Genomic DNA, 24,796 nt, shown 5'->3' on the forward strand with positions numbered 1-24,796 from the left:
ACACGGTGTCGCGTGCGGGTCATCCGGCTGTCATCCAGCCGTCAGACGCGATGCCTAGCGTGCGCGGCTTCGTCTCAGGTCCGAAGGATCCGCACGTGCATTCCAAGCGTCGTCTCTGCATGGCCGTCTCCATCGCGCTCGCCGCCGTCGGCAGCGGCGCGCTCCCGCTGCCATGGTCCGGCAACACCGGCGTCGCATTCGCGCAGGAAGCCGGCGCCGTCGCCGGTCGCGTCACCGACGGCGCAGGCCGCGGCGTCGGAGGCGTGCGGGTGGAGGTGCTCGGCGGACGCGCCAGCGCGCTGACCGGCGCCGACGGCGGCTATCGCCTGGACGGCGTCGGCCAGGACGCGCAGGTGCTGAGCTTCCAGGGGGCGGGCCAGGTGCCGGCAACGCGGCGGCTCGAGCCCGGCAGCGGGCTGCGCCGGCTCGACGTGGTGCTCGCCGTCGACGGCGAGGCGCAGCGCCTCGACCAGATCGTGGTGCGCGGCCAGTACGAATCGCGCCGCCGCGCGGTCAACGACAAGCGCGCCGCCGACGCGATCGCGGACGTGGTCTCGGCCGACTCGATGGGCCGCTACCCGGACCAGAACGTGGCCGAGTCGCTGCAGCGCGTGCCCGGCGTCAGCATCACCCGCGACCAGGGTGAGGGCCGCTTCGTCACCATCCGCGGCCTGGATTCGGCGCTCAACAGCGTCACCGTCAACGGCCAGGCCATCGGCACGCCCGAGGACGCGGTGCGCTCGGCGACGCTCGACGTGATCCCCTCGGACTCGACCGAGCGCATCACCGTGGTCAAGGCGCCGACGCCGGACATGCCCGGCGACTCGATCGGCGGCAGCATCAACATCGAGTCGGCGTCCGGCTTCGACCGCGAGGGCCGCAGCCTCCGTGGCCGCGTCGAGGCCGGCTACAACGAGCTCAGCGGCAACACCAATCCCAAGGCCTCGTTCAACTACTCCGACCAGTTCGACGGCACCCTCGGCATCGCCTTCGGCGCCTCGTTCCAGGACCGCGAGTACGAGAGCGACAACGTCGAGGCCGAGTACGACTACCCCTTCGGCGACGCCGACGAGGGCGGCCCTCTGATCGCGCAGCAGATCCAGCAGCGCAAGTACATGGTCGACCGCGAGCGCTTCGGCACCAACCTCAACATCGACCTGCGCCCGGACGCCGACAACGCCTACTACGTGCGCATGCTCTACAGCGACTTCACCGACGCCGAGACCCGGCAGAGCAGCGTCTACAACTTCGACGGCGGCGAGCTCCTCGGCAGCGACGGCGAGCGCTACACCATCGGCGGGATCGATGCCGACGAGTTCGGTCGCCGCATCCGCTGGCGGACCAAGGAGCAGGACACCTTCGCCGTCACCACCGGCGGCGAGAACCGCTTCGACGCCTCGGCCATCGACTACCGCATCGGCTACACGCAGACCCACGAGCGGGTGCTCGACGAGATCGAGGCCCGCTTCGAGTACGACGCCGATCCGCTGGCCGTGGAGCTCGACCAGAGCGCGGGCATCCCCACCTTCGAGCTGATCGACCCGGCCGGCGCGGACTACCTCGACAACGACGCCTACGTGCTCGACCGCTTCATTCCGAGCCCGACCGTGGTCGACGACCGCGAGCTCAGCGCCGCCTTCAACGTCGACTTCGACGCCGCCGGCATCACCTGGAAGACCGGCCTGCTCGGCCGCTGGCGCGACCGCAAGGCCGATTCCAGCGAGATGGAGCTGCGCGACGTGCCCGACCTCAGCCTCGGCGAATGGACGACCGGCGCCCGCGACTACCGCTTCGGCGACCTCGGCGACGGCATCGATTCGGCCGCCATGCTGGCCTGGCTGCGCGCCAACCGCGGCGAGGTGGGCGAGCGCGAGCAGGACGCGGTCGAGAACCTCCTGCTCTCGCGCGGCGAGGACTACACCGCCAGCGAGGACATCGCCGCCGGCTACTTCATGGGCACCTTCGAGTTCGACGCCCTGCGCGTGATCGCCGGCGTGCGCGCCGAGCGCACCGATTTCGACACCACCGGCGTGGCGATCGAGACCGAGGAGGTCGACGGCGATCCGGCGCTGGTGTCGATCGGCGCGCGCAGCGCCTCCAACAGCTACACCTCGGTCCTGCCCGGCCTGCACCTGCGCTACGACGGGGCCAACGACTGGGTGCTGCGCGGCGCCTACACCGAGACGATCTCGCGGCCCGGCTTCGGCGACGCCTCGCCGCGGCTGGCGGTGAACCGCGAGGACGAGGAGGTCGAGGCCGGCAATCCCGACCTCGATCCCTACGAGTCGCAGAACCTCGACGTCTCGGTCGAGCGCTACATCGGCAACTCCGGCATCGTCTCGCTGGGCCTGTTCCACAAGTCGATCGACGGCTACATCGTCGAGACCACGACCCGCGACGACCCGCAGTTCCCCGGCTTCGACGTGACCCGGGCGGTGAACGGGCGCGAGGCCACGGTCAAGGGCCTGGAGTTCAACGCGCAGCAGCAGCTCGACGTGCTGCCGGGCGCCTGGGCCGGCCTGCTCTACGGCGTCAGTGCGACCTTCCTGGACGCGACCTTCGACGCCGGCATCAACGGCCGCGACGAGGACTTCGACCTGCCGCGCGCCTCCGACCGCGTCTACAGCGCCTACCTCGGCTACGAGAACTTCGGCCTGAGCGCGCGCCTGGCCGCGCAGTACCGCAGCGAGTACCTGGAGGAGGTGGGCGACGCGCCGATCTTCGACGTCTACGTCGCGCCGCACACCCAGCTCGATTTCACCCTCAACTACGCGGTGGACCGGAACTGGGAGCTGTACTTCGAGGCCTCGAACCTGCTCGACGAGCCGCTGGAGCTCTACCAGGGCGAGCGCGCCAACACCCTGCAGTACGAAGTCTACGAGCGCACCTATACCGCCGGCGTGCGGATCAACCTGTGACCGGACGAGGAGACACCATGAAGGCCATCCCGCATCTCACCGCCGCCATCCTGCTGGCGCTGTCGCTCGGCGCCTGCACCGGCCCCGATCCCGCCGCCACGGCCGGAGCCGAGGCGCCTGCGGAGACCGCCGCGGCGGCGACGCCCACCGACGAGGCCGATGCCGACGAGGGCCGCGGCGGCGATGCGCCGGCCGCGCCGGACCAGCGCGACCTGCCGGTCGTGCAGGAAGCCTGGGTGAGCGCGTTGGATCCCGCCGACAACATCGATTCGCCTGCCAGCTGGACCGCGCCCGACGGCAGCGGCTGGGTGATCGCCACGGCCAAGGCCACCGACCGCCTGGTGATCTACGACGCCGCGACCGGCGCGACCCTGCGCACCGTCGGCAGCCACGGCACCGGCGAGGTCCAGTTCGACCGCCCCAACGGCGTGGCCGTGGTCGACGACCTGCTGTTCGTGGTCGAGCGCGACAACCACCGCGTGCAGGTGCTGAGGCTGCCCGACTTCGGCCACGTCGCGAGCTTCGGCGCCGACGACCTGCTCAAGCCCTACGGCCTGTGGGTGCGTCCGACCGACGCCGGCTACACGCTCTACGTCACCGACGCCTACATGGCCGGCGAGGACGCCGAGGGCGAGGACATCCTGCCGCCGCTGGGCGAACTCGACCGCCGCATCAAGCGCTACGAACTCGTGCGCCAGGGCGAGGGCCTCGAGGCGCGCCTGGCCGGCGCCTTCGGCGACACCGGCGAGGCGGGCGCGCTGCGCATCGTCGAGTCGATCTGGGGCGATGCGGCCAACGACCGCCTGCTCATCGCCGAGGAGGACGAGAGCTACGCCAACGAGATCAAGATCTACACGCTCGACGGCACGTTCTCCGGGCGCACCTTCGGCGGCGACATGATCGCGGCGCAGGCCGAGGGCATCGCGCTCAAGGCCTGCGCAGGCGATGGCGGCTGGTGGGTCACCACCGAGCAGGGCAAGGAGCGCACCGTGTTCCACCTGTTCGCGCGGGACAGCCTGGAGCACGTCGGCGCGGTCGCCGGCGCCCGGGTCGCGAACACCGACGGCATCTGGCTCGGCGGCTCATCCGAGCGGTTCCCGCAGGGTGCGCTGTTCGCCGTGCACGACGACCAGGGCGTCGTCGCGCTGGACTGGCGCGACATCGCCGGCACGCTGTCGCTGCCGTCCTGCACCACGGAGTGACCGCGATGCTCAAGCCGAACATCGGGCCCGGCGGGCGCGTGCTGGTGATGACGGTGCTGGCGCTGGCCGCGGCCTCCTGGGCCGTGGCCGAGGCGCGGGCGGAGCCGCAGGGCGTACCGGCGGCGGTCGCGACGGTCGCCGAAAGCGCGGCGGCGCGCTGAACCCGCTTCACCAGGGAGCCGGTACCGCCTGGCGGGTGAGGCTGTCGGCCAGCACCATGCCGATCAGCAGCGCGACCAGCACGCCGGCTGCCGCGACCAGGTAGCGCAGCAGCGGCCGGCTGCTGCGCAGGTGCATGGCGACCGCCATCACCAGTCCGGCCTGGGTGGCGGCGATCGCGAGGTTCACCGCCAGCCGCCAGCGCCCGAGCGGCAGCCAGGCGGACGCCACGTTCAGCCCCAGCAGGACGAGCAGGGCCGCGGTCAGCAGGTACTCGGTGCGCAGCGAGTTCGGCCGCGTGCGGTCCCCGTCCCGGTTCGGATGGTCGGGGTTCACGTGCTGCGGTCCACGAGGTAGAACAGCGGGAACAGGAACATCCACACCACGTCGACGAACTGCCAGTACAGGCAGACCATCTCGATCTGCGGATGGTGGCCGGCGTCGAAGTGCCCGCGTCGCGTGCGCAGCGCAAGCCAGCCCAGCAGCACCACGCCGACGGCGACGTGCAGCGCGTGGAACAGCGTCATCGCGTAGTAGAGGAAGAAGAACAGCTGCGCCTGCGCGTCGTGCACGCCGTCCCAGCGGAAGTGCAGGCCCGGGACCAGCCCCTCGTGGAACTCGGTCAGGTACTCCTTGCCGTGCAGGGCGAGGAACAGCAGGCCCAGCGCGGCGCCGCAGGCGAGCAGGCGCCAGGCCCCGCGCGGGCGGTCGAGGCGGATCGCGCGCAGGGCGAGGGCGACCAGCAGGCCGGAGACGATCAGCACCACGCTCTCGATCCCGGCCAGGACCACGTCGAGCCTGCGGCTGGCGAGCGTGAAGGCCTCCGGCGCGCCGTAGCGTCCCCAGGCGTAGGCGCAGAAGAAGCCGCCGAAGAACAGGATCTCGTTGAGCAGGAACAGCCACATGCCCAGCCGCGCGCTGGCGTGCTGCTGCGGCAGGTCGTCGAACTGCTCGGCCGGCAGGACCTCGCGCCGGAGCGTGTTCACCGGGTCGACTCCTGTTCGTAGTCGTAGGCCTCGAAGTCCACCACCGGCGTGCGCCGGAAATTGTGCTTGGGCGGCGGCGAGGTGGTGATCCATTCCAGGCCCGAGGCCTGCCACGGATTCGGCGGCGCACGGCGGCCGTTGAACACCGACCAGGTCAGGTAGCACAGCGGCAGCAGGTAGGCCACGGCCAGGATCGAGGCGCCGGCCGAGGACAGCACGTTGAGCAGCAGGTACTGCTCGGGGTAGTCGTGGTAGCGCCGCGGCATGCCGCCGATGCCGAGCAGGTACTGCGGGAAGAAGGTCAGGTTGAAGCCGAAGAACATCAGGATCGCGGCGAAGCGCGCCCAGGCCTCCGGGTACAGCCGCCCGGTGATCTTGGGCCACCAGAAGTGGATGCCGCCGAGGAAGGCCATCACCGAGCCGCCGACCATGATGTAGTGGAAGTGGGCGATGACGAAGTAGGTGTCGGTCAGGTGCACGTCCAGCGCGGTCGCCGCCAGGAACAGCCCGGTCAGCCCGCCCAGCATGAACAGCCCGACGAAGCCGATCGCGTAGAGCATCGGCGCCTCGAAGGAGATGTGGCCGTTGTGCAGGGTCGCGGTCCAGTTGAACACCTTGATCGCCGACGGCACCGCGACGAAGTAGGACAGGATCGAGAACACCATGCTGGCGTACATCGACTGCCCCGACACGAACATGTGGTGGCCCCAGACCAGGAAGCCGAGCCCGGCGATGCCCATGATCGACCAGGCCATGAAGCGATAGCCGAAGATGCGCTTGCGCGCGAAGCAGGTGATGAGCTCGCTGGTCACGCCCATCGCCGGCAGCACCATGATGTAGACCGCCGGGTGCGAGTAGAACCAGAACAGGTGCTGGAACAGCAGCGGATCGCCGCCGAGGGCGGGATCGAAGATGCCCACGCCGAACAGGCGCTCCAGCCCGATCAGTGCGAGCGTCGCGGTGAGCACCGGCGTGGCCAGCACCATCACCAGGCTGGTCGCGTACATCGCCCACACGAACAGCGGCATCCGGAACCAGTGCATGCCCGGCGCGCGCATGGTGTGCACGGTGACGATGAAGTTGATCGCGGTGAAGATCGACGAGAAGCCGACCACGAACACGCCCACCACCGCCAGCACCACGTGGGTGTTGGAGAAGATCGACGACAGCGGCGTGTAGAAGGTCCAGCCGGTGTCGACGCCGCCGGCCAGCAGCATCGCCACGGTGAACACGCCGCCGACGATGTAGACGTACCAGCTCCACAGGTTGAGCCGCGGGAAGGCGAGGTCGCGCGCGCCGATCATCAGCGGCAGCAGGAAGTTGCCGAGCGTGTTCGGGATCGAGGGGATCAGGAAGAACCAGACCATCACGATGCCGTGCAGCGAGAAGGTCTTGTTGTAGGCCTCGGCGCTGAGCACGTCGCCCTCGGGCGTGGCCAGCTCCGCGCGCATCAGCGCCGCGGCGATGCCGCCGACCAGGAAGAAGCCGGTGATCGCGATCGCGTAGAGGATCGCGATGCGCTTGTGGTCGCGGGTGGTGAACCAGGACCACAGGCCGGGTTCCGCGGTCAGGTAGCTGGGTTCTTCGCGGTGCAGGGTGGCGGTCAAGGCGGCATCTCCGCGGCGCCCGGACGCCGCTCGAGCGAGTTCAGGTAGGCGATCAGCGCCAGCAGGTCCTCCTCGTCGAGCTGGCCGGCGAACGAGGGCATGATCGGTTCGTAGCCGGCGACGACCTGCCGCGTCGGCAGCAGGATCGAATCGCGCAGGTAGGCGTCGTCGGCGACGGTGCGGCTGCCGTCGGCCAGCTGCACCGGGCGACCCGGCAGGCCGGCCAGGTCGGGCGCATGCACGCGGCTTTCCGGTGCGTGGCAGCCGCTGCAGCCGTGGCGCCGGAACAGCGCCGCGCCGCGCGTCGCCAGGTCGGCGACGTCGCCGCCGCCGGCCAGCCAGCGCGCGAAGGCTTCCGGTTGCAGGGCGACGACGGTGCCGCGCATGCCGGAGTGCTCGGTCCCGCAGTACTCGGCGCACAGCAGGTCGTACTCGCCCGGCTCCTCGACCTCGAACCACAGCTGCGTGTAGCGGCCCGGCAGCACGTCCTGCTTCACCCGGAACGCCGGCACGAAGAAGCTGTGGATCACGTCCTCGGAGATCATGTTGAGCTGCACCGGCCGGCCGACCGGCACGTGCAGGACGTTGATCTCGCGGCGGCCGCCGGCGTGCTGCGCCTTCCACATCCACTGCTTGGCGACGATGTAGACCGGCATCGCGCCGTCCGGAACGGTCTCGATGCGCGCGTACAGGCGGATGCTCCAGATGAACACGCCCAGGAACAGCAGCAGCGGGATGATCGTCCAGGTCAGCTCGACCGGCAGGTCGCCGCGCCTGGGTAGCGTGCGCGTGGTCTCGTGGCCGCGGCGGTAGCGGATGCAGAAGTACCAGATCGCCGCGAACACGCCGATGGCGACGATGCCCGAGAGCAGGGTCATGAACCCGAACAGCAGGTCGAGGTCGCCGGCGATGCTGGAGGCGCCGAACAGCCAGCGGTTCATGCGCGCCTCCCGTGGCGGCGCTGCATGCGCCACACCAGCGCCAGCAGGCCGAGCGCCGTGGCCACGCCCAGCACCTGCAGCGCGCGCACGATCCGCAGCGAGTAACGGCCGGTGGTCGGGTCGTAGTGGAAGCACAGCAGCAACAGCTGCTGCACCGGCGCGGCGACCTCCTCGCGCGCCGCGCCCTCGACCGCGGCGGCGAGCTCGTCGGGGTCGAAGCGCACGCCCAGCAGCACGCTGGAGACCATCCGGTCGGGCGAGACGACGTAGAGCCCGGCGGCGTGCGCGTACTGGTCGATCTCCCGGTCGTAGAGGTAGCGGAAGCCGGCGCGGCGGGCCAGCGCCCGCACCGCGTCCTCCTCGCCGGTGAGGAAATGCCAGCGCGCCACGTCGGCCTCGGGGAACGCCGCGGCGTACTCCCGCTGCACGGCGGCGGCGGTGTCGGGACCCTCGCGCGGGTCGATGCCGACGAAGGCGATCTCCACGTCCTCGCCGGGCTCGAGCCCGCTCTCCTGCACCGCGCGCGCGAGCCCGTCGAGGTCGGTGCGGCAGAGGTTGGGGCAGAGGTAGTAGCCGAACATCAGCAGCACCGGGCGTGCGCCGAACAGGGCGTCCAGGCGCAGGCGCGTCGCGTCGGACTCGCGCAGTTCCAGCGCCGCCGGCAGCCGCGTGCCGAGGTTCTGGTCGATGCCGACCTCGCGCGCGAGCACGGCCGCGTCCGGCGCCGCGCGCGCGCCCGCGGCGAGAACCAGCAGGGCCACGAGCAGGCAGGCCCTCATTCGGCCTCTCCCGCATCCCGCAGGCGCTGCTCCAGCGCACGTTCGACCGGCACCCGTGCGATGCCGCGTTCGCGGTCGACCCAGCCCCAGGCCTTGAGCCGCGCCCGGTCCTGGCCCCTCTCGGCGCGGTACTGCGCGGCCGGATCCGGCTGCAGGCGCGGCGGTGGCGGGACCGGCTGCTCCTGGGTCGCGCCATGGCGGTGGCCGGGGAACAGGAAGCGCCAGCCCACGAAGGTGCTGCCGGCCACCGTCAGCAGGATCACGATCATCAGCGCGCCGAGCCGGCGCAGCGTCCTGGCCGCGATGGCGTCGGGCTCGTGGTGGCGCGGGTCGCTCATCGCTTCGCCTCCCGCTCCGGGACGCGTTCGCCGGGTCGCGGCGCCGCCGCGGCCAGCGCCGCGGCGGCGGCCAGCAGCGCCGGCAGCGCCCAGGCCAGTGCCTCGGCGGCCGGCGCCGCCACCACCGGCAGGACCTGCCACACGGCGAACACGAGCAGTCCGGCGAGGATGCAGCCGGCGACGGCGCGCAGGCCGGCACCGTCGCGGACGCGCGCGGACAGCAGGGCGAGGAAGGGCAGCCCGGCGATGGCGACCACGGCGAGGAGGCCGACGCTGCCCCAGCCGCCGCGCTGGCGCGGGAGCAGCCAGGCGATCTCCGGCGGCAGGTCGGCGGCGTAGATGGTCACGTAGCCCATCATCGCGAGATAGGCCCAGGCCAGCACCAGCATCAGCAGGAGCTTGGCGGCGCTGCGGCGGACGCGTTCCAGCGGATGCGCCGGGGCCAGCAGCAGCGCCAGCGCGCAGGCGCCGAGCGCCTGCGTCGCCAGCGCGCGCAGGCCGAAGCTGGTGGAACGGAACTCCGGCACCAGCGACATGATCCAGTCGATCGACCACGCCGTCACCGCCAGCAGATGCAGGAGCGCGAAGGCGACCGCGGCACCGGTGCGCAGCGGCCTGGCGCGCGCGATGCGCAGCGCCATCCACGTCCACAGCGCCGCCGCCACCAGGTAGCGCAGGGCCAGCGGCCCCGGCGCCAGGTACCAGTCCTGCGCGGCGAGCGTGGCATCCACGGCGAGCGCCTCGCTGCGCGCCCACGGATAGAGCCGGCCGAGCCCGGCCAGCAGCGGGAGCCCGGCCAGTACGAGCGCGGGCAGCACCGAGGCGATCCACACGAGCGGTGGGCCGAGCTGCTCGCGCCAGGCGCCGCCGGCGAGGCGTCCGACCAGGACCAGCGTCAGCGCGCCGAGTCCCAGCTGCAGGCAGAACGCCCACGCCAGCAGCCAGCCGGCGAAGGCGGCCTGCGGCCGCAGCAGGAGCCCGGCGCCGGCCAGCAGCAGGAGCACGATCGCGCAGGCGATCCAGGTCCGCCGGCTCACGGCGACGCCTCGTCGAGCCGGTGGCGTTCGCCGGGAGCCAGCGCCGCGGCGGGGAAGTGCTGGCTGAGCTGCAGGGTGCGGATCCACTGCACGATCGCGGTGCGGTCCGCCGGCACCACGCGGTCGCCGTAGGGATACATGACTCCGTAGCCGTGGGTGATCACCGCGTACAGGTGCGCGTCGGGCGCCGCGCGCAGGCGTGCCTCGTGGAAGCTCGGTGGCGGCGGAAAGCCGCGCCGCGGCAGGGTGCCGTCGCCGTCGCCGAGCGCACCGTGGCAGGGCTCGCAGTTGATGCGGTAGCGGTCGCGGCCGCGTTCGAGGACGGCGCGGGTGAGAGGCAGGCCGGGCATCGCCGGCAGCGGCTGCTCCGGTTCGCCATGCCCCCACGGCGGCGCGCGTCCGGAGCGGCCTGGCGGACCGGCGTCGGCACCGGCGTCGGCGACACCGAGGCGGCCGCCGGAGCTGTCCGCGCGCACGCCGGCGGCCCGCGCCACCGCGCCCGGCGGCGGCGCCTGCAGCACCCGGCCGTCGGGGAACAGGGTGGTCGCCTCGCCCTCCTCGAGATGCGGCTGGTCGTACATGTCCTGCATGGCGTTCTCGCAGCCGGCGAGGACGAGGAGGCATGCGAGCAGCGGCAGCGCGTCCCGGCGCATCAGGACTCGACCCGGACGACGGCGGTGGCGCCGGCGGCGCGCAGGATCTCCGCGACCGCATGCAGGTCCTCGTCGCGGTCGTCGGGCCCGCGATGCACCAGCAGCAGGAAGCGGTCGTGACTGGCTTCGGCGAAGCCCGGGAGGTCGAAGGCGCGCTCGTTCAGGCGCGGCAGCCGCGCCGACAGCAGGAAGGCGAGCAGGCCGGCCAGGGCCGCGCCGAGGAAGGTCATCTCCAGCGCGCCGGGCAGGAACAGCGGCCAGGCGATCGGCGGCCGCCCGCCGATGTCCAGCGGATACAGCACCCCAGCGCTCAGCGCCTGCAGCAGGAGGGTGCCGCCGCCGCCGAGCACGCCGCCGGCGAGCACCGCCGGGCCGATGGCGTCGCGCGGGCGCCCGAGCACCGCGTCGAGCCCGTCGATGGCGACCGGCGACCATGCGTCCATCCGCGCCCCGCCGCGCCCGGCGATCACCGCGGCCGCGGCACGCAGCTCCGCGCCGGAGGCGAACCGCGCCAGGGTCCCGGCGATCGCCTCGGTCATCGCGATGCCCCCGTGCGCGCATCCGGCCGCCGCGCGACCAGGCCGCGCAGCTCGCTCACCGACAGCACCGGCAGCCAGCGCACGAACAGCAGGAACATGACCCCGAACACGCCGACGCTGCCGGCGAACAGCGCCCAGTCCCAGAAGCTCGGCAGGTAGTGGCCCCAGCTCGAGGGCAGGTAGTCCTCGGACAGGCTGGTCACCACCAGCATGTAGCGCTCCAGCCACATGCCCGTCACCACCGCCAGACCAATGCCGAACAGGACCTTCGGCTGCGTGCGCAGGCGCGCCGACCACAGCAGCTGGACGGGCAGCAGGTTGAGCGCGAGCATCGACCAGTACACCGGCGCGTAGGGGCCGCCCATCCGCGTCAGCACGGTGTGGATCTCGTACTCGTCCCGGGAATAGAAGGGCACGAAGATCTCCATCAGGTAGGCGTAGTTCACGAACAGGCCCACCGCGAGCAGGATCCTCGCCAGCCGGTCCAGGTGCAGCGGCGTGATGAAGTCGCCGAGCGCCAGCTGCGCGCGCAGCGGGATGCCCAGCACCAGGGCCATGGCGAAGCCCGAATACAGCGCGCCGGCGACGAAGAACGGCGGGAAGATCGCCGAGTGCCAGCCCGGCAGCGTGGCCTGCGAGAAGTCCAGCGCCACCATCGAGTGCACCGAGAACACCAGCGGCACCGCCAGTGCGGCGAGCAGGCCGCTGAAGCGCGCGTGCGCCGTCCACTGCCGGCGGCTGCCCTGCCAGCCCAGCGCGAGCAGCCCGTAGAAGCGGCGCGCGCCTTGCGTCGGTGCGCGGTCGCGCAGCACCGCGACATCCGGCACCAGGCTCACGTACCAGTAGATGATCGAGACGATCAGGTAGGCCAGGATCGCGAGGAAGTCCCAGACCAGCGCGCTCTTCCACTGCGGCCACACGCCCAGCGAGTCGGGGTAGGGGAACAGCCAGTAGAAGAACCACGGCCGGCCGAGGTGCAGGATCGGGAAGAAGCCCGACACCGCGACCGCGAACACCGTCATCGACTCCGCGTAGCGGGCGAGCGCCGCGCGCCAGGGCTGGTCGGTCAGGTGCAGGGCCGCGGAGATGAAGGTGCCGGCCATGCCGATGCCGATCCACCACACGTAGTTGGAGATCGCCAGGCCCCAGGCGACCGGCACGCCCAGTCCCCACACGCCCGGCCCGCTCCACAGCAGGCGCCCGACCGCCACCGCGAACAGCAGCGCGAGCGCGCTGGCGATCCCGAACAGCAGCCACCAGCCGCGGCCGCGCTGCGCGAAGGTGCGCAGGGCGACGGCGTCGCCGATGCTCGCCAGGCCATGGCCGGGCGCGATCGCCGGCATCTCCGGCGGCCCGCTCATGCGCCGTCCTCCGCGTCGCCGCGCTCCAGCCGCGGATTGGGATTGCGCAGCCGTCCGAGGTAGCCGGTGCGCGGCCGCGTGTTGAGCTCGGCCAGCAGGTCGTAATGGCGCGGGTCGCGCTTGCTGCGCGCGACCTCGCTGTCGGCGTCGGCGAGGTTGCCGAACACGATCGCCCGCGTCGGGCACACCGCCTCGCAGGCGGTGCGCACCTCGCCGTCGGCGATCGCGCGGCCGGCGTTGTGGGCGTCGATCTCGGCCACGCGGATGCGCTGGATGCAGAAGGTGCACTTCTCCATGACCCCGCGCCCGCGCACCGTCACCGACGGGTTGCGCTGCCCGGCCAGGCTCTCGGCGTCGTCGGTGTACTGCAGGAAATTGAAGCGCCGCACCTTGTAGGGACAGTTGTTGGAGCAGAACCGGGTGCCGACGCAGCGGTTGTAGACCTGCACGTTGAGCCCGTCGGCGTCGTGCATGGCCGCGCCGACCGGGCACACCAGCTCGCAGGGCGCGTGCTCGCAGTGCATGCACGGCACCGGCTGGTGCAGCGCCGCGGCGCCGTCGAGGGCGGCGGCGTGGTGGGCCTCCGGCAGGTAGCGGTCGACCCGGATCCAGTGCATCTCGCGCCCCTTGCGCACCTCGTCGGCGCCGACCACCGGGATGTTGTTCTCGGCCTGGCAGGCGAGGGTGCAGGCGCCGCAGCCGATGCAGGCATTGAGGTCGATGCTCATGCCCCAGGCGATCCCGCCGCGCGGACGTTGCGGATACAGGCTCGGAAACGGCCCGTCGCGATGGCGGCCGCGGTCGAAGGCCTTCGCGTCCGCCACCAGCGCCGCCAGCGTCTCGGTCCGCACCGGCTCGCGGCCGTGCATGTCCTGCTCGAGCTGCGTCGGCGCCAGGGCTCGGTGCCGGCCGGTCGGCCGCAGCCGCGCGCCGCGGGCGACGAAGGCGCCGGCGCGCGTCCGGATCGCATAGGCGTCGGTGCCGACGCCGTCGCCGATCCGCCCGGCATGGCGGCGCCCGCCGCCGAGGAAGGCGGTGACGGTGGCCGGCGCCTGTCCCGGCACGATCCACGCCGCGCCGAGCGCGGTGCGGCCGTCGACCTCGATCGCGACCTCGTCGCCGTTGCGCAGGCCGTGGACGGCCGCGAGCTCCGGCGGCAGCCAGAACGCGTTCTCCCAGGTCAGGGTGGTCTGCGGCCGCGGCAGCTCCTGCAGCCAGCCGTTGTTGGCGTGGCGGCCGTCCCAGAGCGTGGGATCGGGACGGAACACGAGGTCGACGCCGTCCCTGCCGGCGGCGGGCGAGGGCGTCGGGTTCCGCGTCGCCGTCGCGCGCCAGGCCGATTCGTCCAGCGCCGGCGGCGGCAGCGGTGCCGGCGCGGCACGCACCACCCCGCGCTGCAGCGCGGCGTGCCAGGCGGCATCGTCGAGCGGCCAGCGCGCACGCACGCGGGCGTGATCGGCGGCGTCGGGCTCGCCCTGCAGCGCAGCCAGCAGCGCGGCGGCGGTGCGGCCGTCGTAGAGCGGTGCCATCAGCGGCTGCACGATGCTGGCGGTGCCGTCGGCGGCGAGCGCGTCGCCCCAGCTCTCCAGCGCATGCGCCTGCGGCACGTGCCAGCGCGCGAGGCGTGCGGTCTCGTCGACGTGCAGGCCGAGGTGCAGGCTGAAGGCAACGCTGGCGAACAGGCGCGCGAAGTCGCCATCGGCGGGCGCGTCGTAGACGGGGTTGGCGCCGAGCACGAGCAGGCCGTCGACCTCGTTGCCGGCCATCGCCGCCAGCAGCGCATCCAGGGAGTCGGCGGCCGGCTCGCCGCCGCGCACCGGTTCGATCCAGTCCAGGGTGCGGCCGAAGGCCTGCAGGCGTTCGTTGACGAGTGCCGCGAGCGCATGCACCCACGGCGGCTGCGTCTCGCCGACCAGGACCAGCGCCTCGCCCGGCGCGGCGGCGAGATCCTCGGCCGCCGCGCCGGCCCAGGCGTCCCGCGCTGGCTCGGGCGCGCTGCCGCCGGCATCGATGCCCAGCCGCGCCGCGACCGCGCGCAGCAGCGGACCGATCGCGTCGTGGGCGAGCGCGAGGCGGTGGTCGGCGTTGGCGCCGGTGAGGCTGGGAGTCGGTTCGGCGACGTAGAGGCGGCTCATCCGTGGCGCCTCCGAGTCCACGCGGCGGCCGTCGGCGAAGCCGCGCGCCAGCCGCACGTGGCCGGGCGCGCGCGCGAGCGGATCGGCGTCCAGCGCCAGGACCACGCGCGCGCGCTCGAGATGCGGGCGCGCCTCGAGCGGCCGGCCGAAGGCGAGGGCGGCGCCGGCCAGCGCCTGGTCGCGGTGCCACGGCTCCCACGCGTGGTGCCGCGCCTGCGGCCAGCGCGTGCGCAGGCGCTCGAGCTCGGCGGCGAGCGTGGGCGAGCCCACCGGTGGGGTCAGCACGTGCAGGCCGCGGCCGCCGACGCGGTCCCACCCGGCCGCGCGCTGCGCGAACTCGGCCAGCAGCACGTTCCAGTCGGCGACATTGCCGTCCCTGAGCAGGGCGCGCGAGCGGTCCGGATCCCAGACCTCGAGCACGGCGGCCTGGGCGAAGGTGTCGGTCGCGCCCAGGCTGGCGGGATGGTCGGGGTTGCCCTCGACCTTGGTCGGACGGCCCTGGTGGGATTCCACCAGCACGCCGAGCGCATCGCCCTCCATGCCCAGCGCGGTGGCGTAGAAGCGCGGGTCGTCGTCGCGCCGCGCCTCGGGCGCGCGCTGCCAGGGCACGATCTCCTCCGCCGGCGGGCCGCCGCAGCCGGCGACGCCGGCCAGCGCCAGCGAGGCGCCGGCCAGGCGCAGGAAGTCGCGGCGGTGCAGCGCCGCGGCCGCGGCCAGGCGCGGATGTTCGCGCCGCAGCCAGTCCTCGAAGCCGGGCGCGGCCACGAGCTGGTCCAGCGCCGCCCAGCGTTCGGCGCCGCGGGTGCCGGCGAGCGCCGCGCGCAGGCGCTCGAAGCGCGCGTCGGGGAGGCTGGCGTCGGCGGGCTTCAGCGGTGGCATGTCGAGCACTCGATGAGGCGGTCGCGGTCGATGCGGTAGTGCGCGGCGAGCTCGCGGCCGCGCCGGAGCTGGTCGGGCGGCGGCGTCCAGGCCATGTCGAAGACCGCGTCGGCCGGGCGCAGGTGGCGCTCGGGCCGGCGATGGCAGTCCAGGCACCACTCCATGGTCAGCGGCGCCGCGCGCCAGGTCAGCGGCATGCGGTCGACGCGGCCGTGGCAGCTCGAGCAGCCGACGCCGTGGGTGACGTGCGCGCTGTGGTCGAAGTACACGAAGTCCGGCAGGTCGTGCACCCGGCGCCAGGGCAGGGGCGTGTCCTCGGTCCAGGCCGCGATCAGCGGGGCCAGCACGGGCTCGTCGGTATAGAGCTGGGAATGGCAGGTCATGCAGGTCGACAGCGGCGGCATGCCGGCGAAGGCGTCGGTCTCGACGCCGGTATGGCAGTAGCGGCAGTCGATGCCGTCGTCGGCGACGTGGTGCTTGTGCGAGAACGGCACCGGCTGCACCACCGGTTCGCCCTGCGCGTACGGTCGCGCGGTCGTCGCCTTCCACGCCAGCGCGGCGACGACCACGCCGCCCACGCCGCCCAGCAGCACGAGCTTGATGAACAACTGGGCCTGGCGCGAGAACGTCTGGGTCATTCCAGCGGGATCCGTCGCGACCGTGGCCGCCTCGGCGTGGCCATGGGGCGCCGGGCTGCCGTCGTCACGGCCGCCAGGCGGCGCCTGCGGGTGCGCGGCATGTCCCCTGATGGTTCGCCGTGGCGGCGGCGGAGCGGCATCGGCTGGCGGCGCATCTGCCGCAGGCTGCATGAACGGTCGTCAACAGCGGGTGCAGCATCCATCCGCCGGACCGGGGGGCAGGCTCCGGCCCGCCTCTGGCGCCGCGCCGCCGTGGTGCCGCTAGCGCCTGCGCCCGCCGTCCGCGTCCCGTCCGCGCAGGCGGCCGAGGATCTCGGCACGGGCCTCGCGCAGGATCGAGTCGCGGTCGAGCGACTCCACGATCTCGCGCACGACCTGCTTCGGCCCCTGCGGCCCCCAGCTGCGGCCCTGCGCGTACCAGCGCTCGGCGACGCGGCCGACGACGTAGGTCGCGTACCAGGCCAGCGCCCCCTGCGCGCCGGCGGTGGCGACGGTCGACAGGCCGCCGGTACCGAGCTTGAGCGCGGAGGCGACCAGGTGCACGCCCCACACCGCGCCCATCAGCGCCGCGAGCTGGCCGAGGATCACCGCGAGCAGGCGGCCGGCCTCGGCGCGGGAGGGCGGCATCCCGTAGACCCGGCCGAGGTGGGCGACCAGGGCCACGTCCAGCGCTGCGGCGGCGAGCAGGTCGGCCACCGGCACCGGGTTCAGCGCCACCGCCACGCCCTTGGCCAGGCAGTAGGCGTGCACGATGCGGTCGGCGGCGGCGCGGCGCAGCGCGATCAGGCGGGCGCCGACCGCATCGCTCAGGCGTCCCGCCGCCAGCGCCGCGTTGAGCGCGGCGAAGCTGCGGCCCTCGCGCTCCATCAGCGTCAGGATCGCGCGGCGCAGCGCTTCGACGTCGGCGCCGCGCTCGCGCTCGACCACCTGCTCGCCCTGCGGGGTCTCGCGCAGCACGCGTTCGGGCGCGGGCGCGGCCATCGCCGGGACGATGTGCTCGCGGCGCACGCGCCCGGCCGCATGCTCGCCGAGCCGGGCGAGCAGCGCGGCGCGCTCGGCGTCGGTGTAGCGGTCGGCCTTGTTGAGGACCAGCAGCAGTGGCCGGCCGCCGACCGCCACCTCGCCGAGCGCGCGGTGCTCGACCGCGGTCATGTCGGCATCGACCACGAACAGCACCAGGTCGGCGCGTTCGGCGATCTCGTGCGCGAGCGCCTCGCGCTGCTCGCCGTCGAGCTCGTCGATCCCCGGCGTGTCGATCAGCACCAGGGCGCCGAGCTGGGGCGCGTCGGCCGCGGCGCTGTCCCAGTGCACGCGCTGCTGGCGCACGGTTGTGCCGTGGAGCACGCCGGAGGCGAAGGCATCGCGGCCGGCCAGTGCGTTGAGCAGGGCAGACTTGCCGACGCTGACCCGGCCGAACACGGCCACGTGCAGCTGGTCCTGCTCGAGCTTGTCGAGCAGGGCCTGGATCTCGGCGTAGTCGTCGGCCAGCGCCTCGCGCACCGACTTCGGGATGGAGCGGTCCTCGATCAGCGCGCGCAGGCTGTCGGCGGCGCGGTCCAGGTGCGTCTCGCCGCCGCGGCGTGGCGCGGCGCCCGCCCCGGCGGCGCCCGGGCCGAACCAGCCGCGCATGCGCGACAGCCAGTTCAAGGTGCGCGCTCCGGCGCAGCGCGCGTCTCGCCGAGCGCCTCGCGCGCCAGCGCGACGATCCCGGCCAGGCGCTCGCGGCTGGGCCGCTCGAGCTCCTCGGCGAAGGCGCGCAGGGTCGCCTCGCGGTCCAGCGCGGCAGTGTTGGCGAGCGTGCGCGCGACGGCACGGCCGAGGCTGTCGAAGATCAGCCCGTAGGCCACCGCATGCACCAGGCCGCCGCCGAGCGTGCCGAGGCCGGGAAAGGCCTTGAGCGCATTGCCGGCGATCGCCAGCGTCACCGAGGTGGTGGTGCGGACCATGCCGCTGGCCTCGCCGATCAGCGCGTCGAGGTCGAGGTCGCGCACGCGCAGCCCGTGCAGTTCCGCCAGCGCGCGCAGCATGGCGGTGGCGAGCGCGCCCTGGATCAGGAGATCGGTGCCGGGGGCGATCGCGGCGAGCGCGCCGATCACCGCGCGGCGGGTGTAGCCGCGCACGATCTCCAGCGCCCGCGTCGCCCGCAGTTCGTCCTCCAGCTCGCCGAGACGGCTGTCGACCGAGGCCAGCACCGCGGTCTCGCGCGCGGCCTCCAGCCCCTCCGGCCCGCGCCGCGCGATCGCGCGCAGGGTGCGCAGCAGCGGCTCGATCCGCGGCGCGCGCGGGCGCTCGACGACGCCACCGTCGGACTCGCGGCGCAGGCGGTCGACGCCGCCGGCCTGCACCGCGACCACCGCCCCGATCTCGTCGCGGTAGCGCCGCTGCAGCGCCTCGGCCAGCGCCTCGATCTCGCTGTCGCGGTAGCGGTCGGACTTGTTCAGCGCCAGCACCACCGGCTTGCCGAAGGCGCCGATGCGGCGCAGGTCGGCGGCCTGGCTGCGGGTGAGGTCGCCGTCGGCGACATAGACCAGCGCGTGCGCGCGTGCGGCCTCGACGTGGGCCAGGCGCGCCCAGGCGTCGCCGTCGACCTCGTTGCTGCCCGGTACGTCGGCCAGCGCCAGCGCGAGCCCGTCGGCGAGCACCACCTCGACCTCGTGCACCGCATGGGTGGTGCCGCCGACCACGTCGACCGGCTGCGCCGCACCGGGTGCCAGCGCCGAGACCAGGGCGCTCTTGCCGGTGCTGATGTCGCCGAACACCGCCACGTGCAGGCGGCCGCCGGCGCGGCGGGCGTCGCTGGCGGCGAGCTCGCGGGCGAGCTCGGCGGTGTGGTCGCCGGGCAGGGCGTCGAGTCGGCGCTCGACCCTGTCGCGATCGATCGGAGCCGCCTTCGGCGCGCGCGGCGCGCCCGGGTGCAGCACGCGCCAGATGGCGACGCCGGCACCGAGGCCGAAGACGCCCAGGGCCGCGAGGAAGGCCATCCTGGTCCAGCCGGGCAGGGTGTCGAGCCGGCCCCACACTGCGAGCGCCGACTCGGTCGCCGCGATCAGCAGCCAGGCCAGCGCGGCGGCGACCAGCGCGATCAGCGCGGCGATCAGCCAGCGCAGCGGTTGGGAGGGACGTCGGTGCACGCCGGGATTCTAGGACAGCCCGGCGCGCCGGCCGGATGAAGGGCCAGCGCCGCCTGCGCCGCCCGCGTCATTGCACCGGCTGCAGCACCAGGTGCGTGCGCACCGCGACCTCGTCCGGGATCAGCCCGGTATCGGCCCAGTCGCCGCCGCCGACGTCGAAGGCCAGGCGCGGCACGCTGGCGGTGCCGTCGAGTTCGGGCCGGGCGCCCGGCGTCCATGCGAATTCGAGCGTCACCGGGCGGCTGGTGCCGCGCAGCGTCAGGGTGCCGTCGGTGGCGAAGCGCCCGCCGCCGAGAACGCGCGCGCCGGACGACACGAACGTGGCCGTCGGGTTGCTGTCGCTGGCGAAGAAGTCCGCGCCGACCAGGGTCTCGTCGCGCTCGGCCACGCCGGTGTCGGCCTTGCCGACGGGGATGGCGACGTCGAAGCGGGCCGCGGCGGGCGCGGCCGGATCGAACGCGATCTCGGCGCTGAAGCCGGGAAAGCGGCCCTCGAAGGCCTCGCCCTCGTAGCTGGAGGCGAAGCCGAGGGTCGAGCGGTCGGCGACCGCGGTGTAGTCCGCGGCGGCGGCGGTGCCGCTGGCGAACAGGGTGGCGACGAGGAGCGGACGCAGGATCATCGATGGCTGTCCTTCGGGGTGGGGGGATCGAGCAGCACGCGCGGCACCATGCGCGAGAGGGTGACGTCGCGCTGGACGAAGTGGTGCCACAGCGCCGCGCCGGCGTGCACGACGACGAGCACCGCAAGGACCCAGAAGCCGTACTCGTGCACCGCCAGGCTGGCTGCCTTGAGCGTGGGATCGGGCGCCGCGAGCTTGGGCACCTCGGCGAGGCCGAACCAGCGCAGCGGGCGCAGTCCGCTGGCCGAGTCGTAGAGCCAGCCCGACAGCGGCATCGCGAAGGCGAGGATGTAGAGCAGCCAGTGCGACAGGCCGGCGACGCGGTGCTGCCAGGTCGGCATCGGCACGTCGGGCGGCGCGCCCGCGTACAGCCGCCAGCCCAGGCGTACCGCCATCAGCGCCAGCACGGTGAGGCCGAGCGACTTGTGCAGGTCGTAGACCCAGAAGTAGCGCGGCGTGCGCGGCAGCTCGCCCATGACCAGCCCGACCACGGCCAGGACCAGGATGGCGAGGGCGACGAACCAGTGCAGCGCCTGGCTGACGCCGCCCCAGCGGGTGCGGTTGATCCTGCTCACGGAGCCTCCTGCGTGGATGGCGGGGAGGAAGCCGGCGCCCGTGCCCGGCGCGTGGCCTCCAGTTCGATGATCACCTCGACCTCGTGGCCCACGCTGCGCGGGAAGGCATCGATGCCGAACTCGCGGCGGTCGATCATGGTGCGTGCGGAGACGCCGAGCGTGCGCCGGAACGGCGGCAGCGGATGCCGGCGCAGCGCGTTGATGGTGGCGTCGAGCACCGCCGGGGCCTACGCGCCGGCGATGGTGAGCGTGCCATGCACGCGCAGGTGCGTGGCGTCGACCAGCTCGACGCGCGTGGAGGCGAACCGCGCCTGGGCCGTGGCGTCCACGTCGAGCACATCGCTGAGCACCACCTCGTTCCAGGCCGGGTCGCCGAAATCGAGCCGCGCGAGCGGCAGCGCCACCTGCACCGATGCCGAGGCGGGATCGTCCTCGTCGAACAGCACCTCGCCCTGCGCGCCGGAGACGGTGCCGACCGCGCGCGAGAACTGCGCGTGGCGGACGAACACGACCACCCGCGTGTGCACAGGGTCGATCACGAAGCGCGCGGGCTCCGCCTGCGCCGCGGCGGTCGCGATTACCGCGAGCAGCGTCGCGAGGCAGCGCAGTCGCAGGGATGCGGTGCGGGGCGGCGGCAGGAGACGGGCGTGGGCGGTGTGCATCGCGGCCGGATTCTAGGCGCCGTGGCGCCGCCGGCGCGCGCTTGCGGCCGGGACGCGCCGTTGCGACGATGCCCGGCGGCGCGGCATGGGGATGCCCGCCTTCGACTCGCAGGGAGGGGAGCCGTGCCGATCCGCATCGTCGCCGCCGTGCTGGCGCTGGCCGCCGCGCGCGCGGTCTGCGCCGTCGACCTCCCGCCCACGCCGCAGCCGCGCCTGTTCGGGATCGAGCAGGGTCTTCCCTCCGAATCCGCGACCGTGCTCGCGCAGGATCGGGACGGCTACATCTGGATCGGCACCAGCGACGGCCTCGCGCGCTACGACGGCAGTGCCTTCCGGGTCTGGCGCCACGTCCCCGACGATCCGGGCTCGCTGCCGGCCAATACGGTGCAGGCGCTGCACGTGGATGCGGCGAATCGGCTCTGGATCGGCATCGAGGGCGGCGGCCTGCAGCGGCTCGATCCCGCCCGCACGCGGTTCGCCGCGATCGGCGCAGGCGACGAAGGGGCCGCGTCGGCATCGGCGCTCGGCGGCGACGTCTTCGACATCACCTCCGGCGCCGACGGCGCAGTCTGGGTCGCGCTGTTCGGCGGCGGCCTGCTGCGCATCGACGGCGCCGACCGCATCCGCCGCTTCGGCACCGCCGAGGGTCTTCCGGACGCGCGCGTGCTGGCGGTGGAGGTGGATGCGGAGGGAACCCTCTGGGCGGGCACCATGAGCGGCCTGGCGCGCTTCGCGGGCGGGCGCTTCGCCGCGGTGGAGGACGTGGACGGGGTGGTGCTGAACCTCGATGCCCAGGCGGACGGCACCCTGTGGATCACCGGCACCGACACGGTCCGCTGGTCCGCCGCGGACGGGTTCGAGCCGCGGCGCTTCGTGCGGGGCGGCCGCGCCATCCGGGCTGCGGCAGTGCGCCATCACGGCGACGGCGCATGGGTCGCGACCAGCGCCGGGCTCCTGCACTACGCCGGCGCCGACGCCACCGAGCAGCCCGACGCCGTCCTGCTGGACGCGAACGGCGTGCAGGCGATCCTGCAGGACCACGAAGGCGGATGGTGGTTCGGCACCAGCAACCACGGCGTCGCCTACCTCGGACCGGAATGGCGACGCTTCGCAGCGCTGTCGTTCGGCGATGGCGGACTCCGCCCGGCCACCGCGGGCTCCCGCTCGGACCTGCGGACCTTCGCTCTGGATGCGGCACGCGCGGGTCTGGTGCTCGCGTCCGGCAGCGGCCCGGTGGCCGACCGGCTGCATCGCTTCGATGCGCGCGACGGACGCCTGGAGGCATGGCCGGTACCTCCGCTCGACAGCGTCGGAGGCGGCTTCCAGCGCGTGCGCGTGGATTCCGGGGCAGGACGCTGGTTCTTCGGCAGCCGCCTGGTCCTGCAGCGGGACGACGGCACGCGGCGCCGCGTGGACGAGGTGCGTCCGGAGACCGCCATGCATGCCGAAGCGGTGGGCGGGCTGTTCTGGGTGCACGATGCGCGGAGCGGCCTCGCCGCATTCGACGCGCAGGGCGAGGAGGTGATCCGCGCGCCGGGCCTCGCCGAGCTCGACGTGCAGCAGCTCGGCGCGGGGCCGGACGGGACGCTCTGGGTCGCGCACGCCGGCGGCCTGCTGCGCTGGGATGCGGCCGGGCACGACTTGGTCGGCGTCCCCGGTGCCCCGCGCGGGCCGGTGTACGCCTTCCAGTCTCTGCCGGACCGCAGCCTCTGGCTGCACGCGCGCAGCGGCCTGCAGCGCCTGCGCTGGGACGGGGCAGGGCTCGTCCGCATCGACGCGGTGACGGTCGCGCAGGGCCTCCCCGCGGTCGAGGCCAGCGGCCTCGTCGCCACCGTCGACAACGTCTGGCTGATGACGCCGCGCGGCCTGCTGCGCTGGCACGTGCCCGCACGTTCCCTGCAGCACTACACCCGCAACGACGGCATCCCCGGCTACGGCTCCGGTCCCGAGCGGCGGATGCTGCTCACCGCCGACGGCATCGGCGCGGCGCTGACCGCGCGCGACCATCTGCTCCTGTTCGATGCCGACGCGCCGCCGACCGCGGCGGCCCCGCCGCGCCTGGCGCTGGAGCCGCCCAGCCTGCAGCGCGACGGCCGCTCCGTGCTGCTGGATGCCGGTGGCGACTTCGAGCTGGGCCCCGAGGACCGGGAGCTGCGCATCGCCGCGCACCTGCTGTCGTTCCGCGATTCCGCCGTGATCGAATACCGCTCGCGCCTGGTCGGCTACGACGCCGACTGGATGCGCTCGGCGTCCGGCGCACGCGTGTTCTCGCGCCTGGAGCCGGGCGGGTACCGTTTCGTCGTGCAGGGCCGCGACGGCCGCATGCAGTGGTCGGAGCCGCGCGAGCTGCGCTTCGTGGTGGCGGCGCCGTGGTGGCGCACACCGTGGGCGTTCGCGGCCGCGCTGGCGCTCATGCTGCTGGGCTTCGTGCTGGTCTTCGCGGGCTACCGGCGGCGCCTGGAGCGCCGCCAGGCCTATGCGCTGCAGCGCCAGGAGCACCGCCTGGCGTTGGCGGCCTCCGCCGCCAAGAGCCGCTTCCTGGCGACGATGGGCCACGAGATCCGCACGCCGCTGACCGGCGTGCTGGGCATGGCCGAACTGCTGCTCGGCACCCGCCTGGGCGCCGAGCAGCGCAGCTACGCCGAGGCGCTCCGCGGCGCCGGCGAACATCTCCTGCACCTGGTCAACGACGCGCTCGACCTCGAACGCATCGAGGCCGGGCGCCTGCCGCTCGCCGACGAGGCGTTCGACCTGCGTGCGGTGATCGAGGACGTCTGCCGGCTGCTGGCGACGCAGGCGCGCGCGAAGGGCATCGCCTTCGCCTGCGACGTCGTCGCGTCCTCGCTGGCGCCGGGCTACCGCGGCGACCCGCACCGGCTGCGCCAGGTCCTGCTCAACCTCGCCCACAACGCGGTCAAGTTCACCGAGGCCGGTCGGGTGGACATCGAGGCCGCGCAGGAGGGCGAGGTCGTGCTGTTCACCGTGTCCGACACCGGGCCGGGGCTCGACGAGGGGCAGCGCGCGCGGCTGTTCCAGCGCTTCGTGCAGGCGGAGGACGCGCGCACCGCCGCCCGCTACGGCGGCAGCGGGCTGGGCCTCTCGATCGCCAACGAGCTGGTCACGCTCATGGGCGGCCGCATCGAGATCGACAGCACGCCCGGCGTGGGCACCCGGTTCCAGGTACGGCTGCCGCTGGTGCCGTGCGCGCTGCCCGCCGCGGCGGAGCCGGTGCGGCGCAGCGCCGCCGATGCGGGCGCCTGCCGGATCCTGCTGGTGGAGGACGATGCCACGGTGGCGCGGGTGGTGAGCGGGCTGCTGCGCTCTGCGGGGCACGAGGTGGTGCATGCGGTGCACGCGATGGCGGCCCTGGCCGAGACCGGCGGCGAGCCTTTCGACCTCGCCTTCCTCGACCTCGACCTGCCCGGCCTCGACGGCCTCGAGCTCGCGCGGCTGCTGCGGGCGCAGTGCCCCGGCATGCCGCTGGTGGCGCTGACCGCCCGCGCCGACGCGGCCGCCGAGAGCGAGGCGCTGGAGGCCGGCATGCTGCGCTTCCTGCGCAAGCCGGTGACCCTCGCGGCGCTGGCCGCGGCCATCGCCGCGGTGCGGTCGGCCGGTCCGGTCGATCCGGCCTGAGCGC

20 protein-coding genes and 1 pseudogene are annotated in these 24,796 nt (G+C 73.7%); 4 read left to right on the top strand and 17 right to left on the bottom strand.

Annotation, left to right across the window (positions count from 1 at the left end):
• Positions 1-95: 95 nt before the first annotated feature.
• From KB893_RS04445 to KB893_RS04455, 3 genes are read left to right on the top strand one after another with little or no spacing between them, the layout of a single operon-like run.
• Positions 96-2,918, top strand: coding sequence for a TonB-dependent receptor (locus tag KB893_RS04445; RefSeq protein WP_213173471.1), 2,823 nt, complete (start codon positions 96-98; stop codon positions 2,916-2,918).
• Positions 2,919-2,935: 17 nt separating this feature from the next.
• Complete coding sequence (locus KB893_RS04450; protein WP_213173472.1) at positions 2,936-4,120, top strand: NHL repeat-containing protein; 1,185 nt, start codon at positions 2,936-2,938, stop codon at positions 4,118-4,120.
• A gap of 5 nt (positions 4,121-4,125) precedes the next feature.
• On the top strand, positions 4,126-4,281 hold the full coding sequence (locus tag KB893_RS04455) for a hypothetical protein (protein WP_213173473.1): 156 nt from the start codon (positions 4,126-4,128) through the stop codon (positions 4,279-4,281).
• Between the two features lie 7 nt (positions 4,282-4,288).
• Here KB893_RS04455 and KB893_RS04460 read toward each other — a convergent pair whose 3' ends face one another.
• From KB893_RS04460 to KB893_RS18790, 17 genes and pseudogenes are all read right to left on the bottom strand, one after another.
• Positions 4,289-4,615 carry a cytochrome C oxidase subunit IV family protein gene (locus KB893_RS04460; RefSeq protein WP_211925212.1) on the bottom strand — a complete coding sequence of 109 codons (327 nt, stop codon included), beginning with the start codon at positions 4,613-4,615 and terminating at the stop codon, positions 4,289-4,291.
• Positions 4,612-5,265 (bottom strand): cytochrome c oxidase subunit 3, encoded by a 654-nt coding sequence (locus KB893_RS04465; RefSeq protein WP_211925213.1) that lies wholly within the window; start codon positions 5,263-5,265, stop codon positions 4,612-4,614. The genes KB893_RS04460 and KB893_RS04465 overlap by 4 nt, the downstream gene beginning before the upstream one ends.
• Positions 5,262-6,872 (bottom strand): cytochrome c oxidase subunit I, encoded by a 1,611-nt coding sequence (gene ctaD, locus KB893_RS04470; RefSeq protein WP_211925214.1) that lies wholly within the window; start codon positions 6,870-6,872, stop codon positions 5,262-5,264. Before ctaD ends, KB893_RS04465 begins: the two co-directional genes overlap by 4 nt.
• Positions 6,869-7,813 (bottom strand): cytochrome c oxidase subunit II, encoded by a 945-nt coding sequence (gene coxB / locus KB893_RS04475; RefSeq protein ID WP_211925215.1) that lies wholly within the window; start codon positions 7,811-7,813, stop codon positions 6,869-6,871. The genes ctaD and coxB overlap by 4 nt, the downstream gene beginning before the upstream one ends.
• The gene (locus tag KB893_RS04480; protein ID WP_213173474.1) at positions 7,810-8,592 is read right to left on the bottom strand and encodes an SCO family protein; all 783 of its coding nucleotides are present in this window, start codon (positions 8,590-8,592) and stop codon (positions 7,810-7,812) included. Before KB893_RS04480 ends, coxB begins: the two co-directional genes overlap by 4 nt.
• Positions 8,589-8,930 carry a hypothetical protein gene (locus KB893_RS04485; RefSeq protein ID WP_211925217.1) on the bottom strand — a complete coding sequence of 114 codons (342 nt, stop codon included), beginning with the start codon at positions 8,928-8,930 and terminating at the stop codon, positions 8,589-8,591. The genes KB893_RS04480 and KB893_RS04485 overlap by 4 nt, the downstream gene beginning before the upstream one ends.
• Positions 8,927-9,967: a hypothetical protein gene (locus tag KB893_RS04490; protein ID WP_213173475.1), complete on the bottom strand. Its 1,041-nt coding sequence runs from the start codon at positions 9,965-9,967 to the stop codon at positions 8,927-8,929. Before KB893_RS04490 ends, KB893_RS04485 begins: the two co-directional genes overlap by 4 nt.
• Positions 9,964-10,620 carry a c-type cytochrome gene (locus KB893_RS04495; RefSeq protein WP_211925219.1) on the bottom strand — a complete coding sequence of 219 codons (657 nt, stop codon included), beginning with the start codon at positions 10,618-10,620 and terminating at the stop codon, positions 9,964-9,966. The genes KB893_RS04490 and KB893_RS04495 overlap by 4 nt, the downstream gene beginning before the upstream one ends.
• Complete coding sequence (locus KB893_RS04500; protein WP_211925220.1) at positions 10,620-11,159, bottom strand: quinol:electron acceptor oxidoreductase subunit ActD; 540 nt, start codon at positions 11,157-11,159, stop codon at positions 10,620-10,622. Before KB893_RS04500 ends, KB893_RS04495 begins: the two co-directional genes overlap by 1 nt.
• On the bottom strand, positions 11,156-12,520 hold the full coding sequence (nrfD, locus tag KB893_RS04505) for an NrfD/PsrC family molybdoenzyme membrane anchor subunit (protein WP_211925221.1): 1,365 nt from the start codon (positions 12,518-12,520) through the stop codon (positions 11,156-11,158). Before nrfD ends, KB893_RS04500 begins: the two co-directional genes overlap by 4 nt.
• Positions 12,517-15,534, bottom strand: a complete 3,018-nt coding sequence (locus tag KB893_RS04510) for a 4Fe-4S dicluster domain-containing protein (protein WP_211925222.1) — start codon at positions 15,532-15,534, stop codon at positions 12,517-12,519. The genes nrfD and KB893_RS04510 overlap by 4 nt, the downstream gene beginning before the upstream one ends.
• Positions 15,522-16,172 carry a cytochrome c3 family protein gene (locus tag KB893_RS04515; protein WP_211925223.1) on the bottom strand — a complete coding sequence of 217 codons (651 nt, stop codon included), beginning with the start codon at positions 16,170-16,172 and terminating at the stop codon, positions 15,522-15,524. Before KB893_RS04515 ends, KB893_RS04510 begins: the two co-directional genes overlap by 13 nt.
• A gap of 261 nt (positions 16,173-16,433) precedes the next feature.
• Positions 16,434-17,819, bottom strand: a complete 1,386-nt coding sequence (locus tag KB893_RS04520; RefSeq protein ID WP_213173476.1) for a GTP-binding protein — start codon at positions 17,817-17,819, stop codon at positions 16,434-16,436.
• Positions 17,816-19,303, bottom strand: a complete 1,488-nt coding sequence (locus tag KB893_RS04525; protein WP_338026849.1) for a GTPase — start codon at positions 19,301-19,303, stop codon at positions 17,816-17,818. The genes KB893_RS04520 and KB893_RS04525 overlap by 4 nt, the downstream gene beginning before the upstream one ends.
• 67 nt (positions 19,304-19,370) lie before the next feature.
• A complete protein-coding gene (locus KB893_RS04530) occupies positions 19,371-19,922 on the bottom strand; it encodes a YceI family protein (protein WP_211925225.1) in 552 nt (183 codons plus the stop codon).
• The gene (locus KB893_RS04535; protein WP_211925226.1) at positions 19,919-20,497 is read right to left on the bottom strand and encodes a cytochrome b; all 579 of its coding nucleotides are present in this window, start codon (positions 20,495-20,497) and stop codon (positions 19,919-19,921) included. The genes KB893_RS04530 and KB893_RS04535 overlap by 4 nt, the downstream gene beginning before the upstream one ends.
• Positions 20,494-21,105 (bottom strand): annotated as a pseudogene (locus KB893_RS18790) (YceI family protein). Before KB893_RS18790 ends, KB893_RS04535 begins: the two are co-directional and overlap by 4 nt.
• Positions 21,106-21,282: 177 nt before the next feature.
• Here KB893_RS18790 and KB893_RS04545 point away from each other — a divergent pair.
• The gene (locus KB893_RS04545) at positions 21,283-24,792 is read left to right on the top strand and encodes a hybrid sensor histidine kinase/response regulator (protein ID WP_211925227.1); all 3,510 of its coding nucleotides are present in this window, start codon (positions 21,283-21,285) and stop codon (positions 24,790-24,792) included.
• Positions 24,793-24,796 lie beyond the last annotated feature (4 nt).

It is taken from the genome of Coralloluteibacterium stylophorae (assembly GCF_018122625.2).
GTDB classification, from domain to species: domain Bacteria; phylum Pseudomonadota; class Gammaproteobacteria; order Xanthomonadales; family Xanthomonadaceae; genus Coralloluteibacterium; species Coralloluteibacterium stylophorae.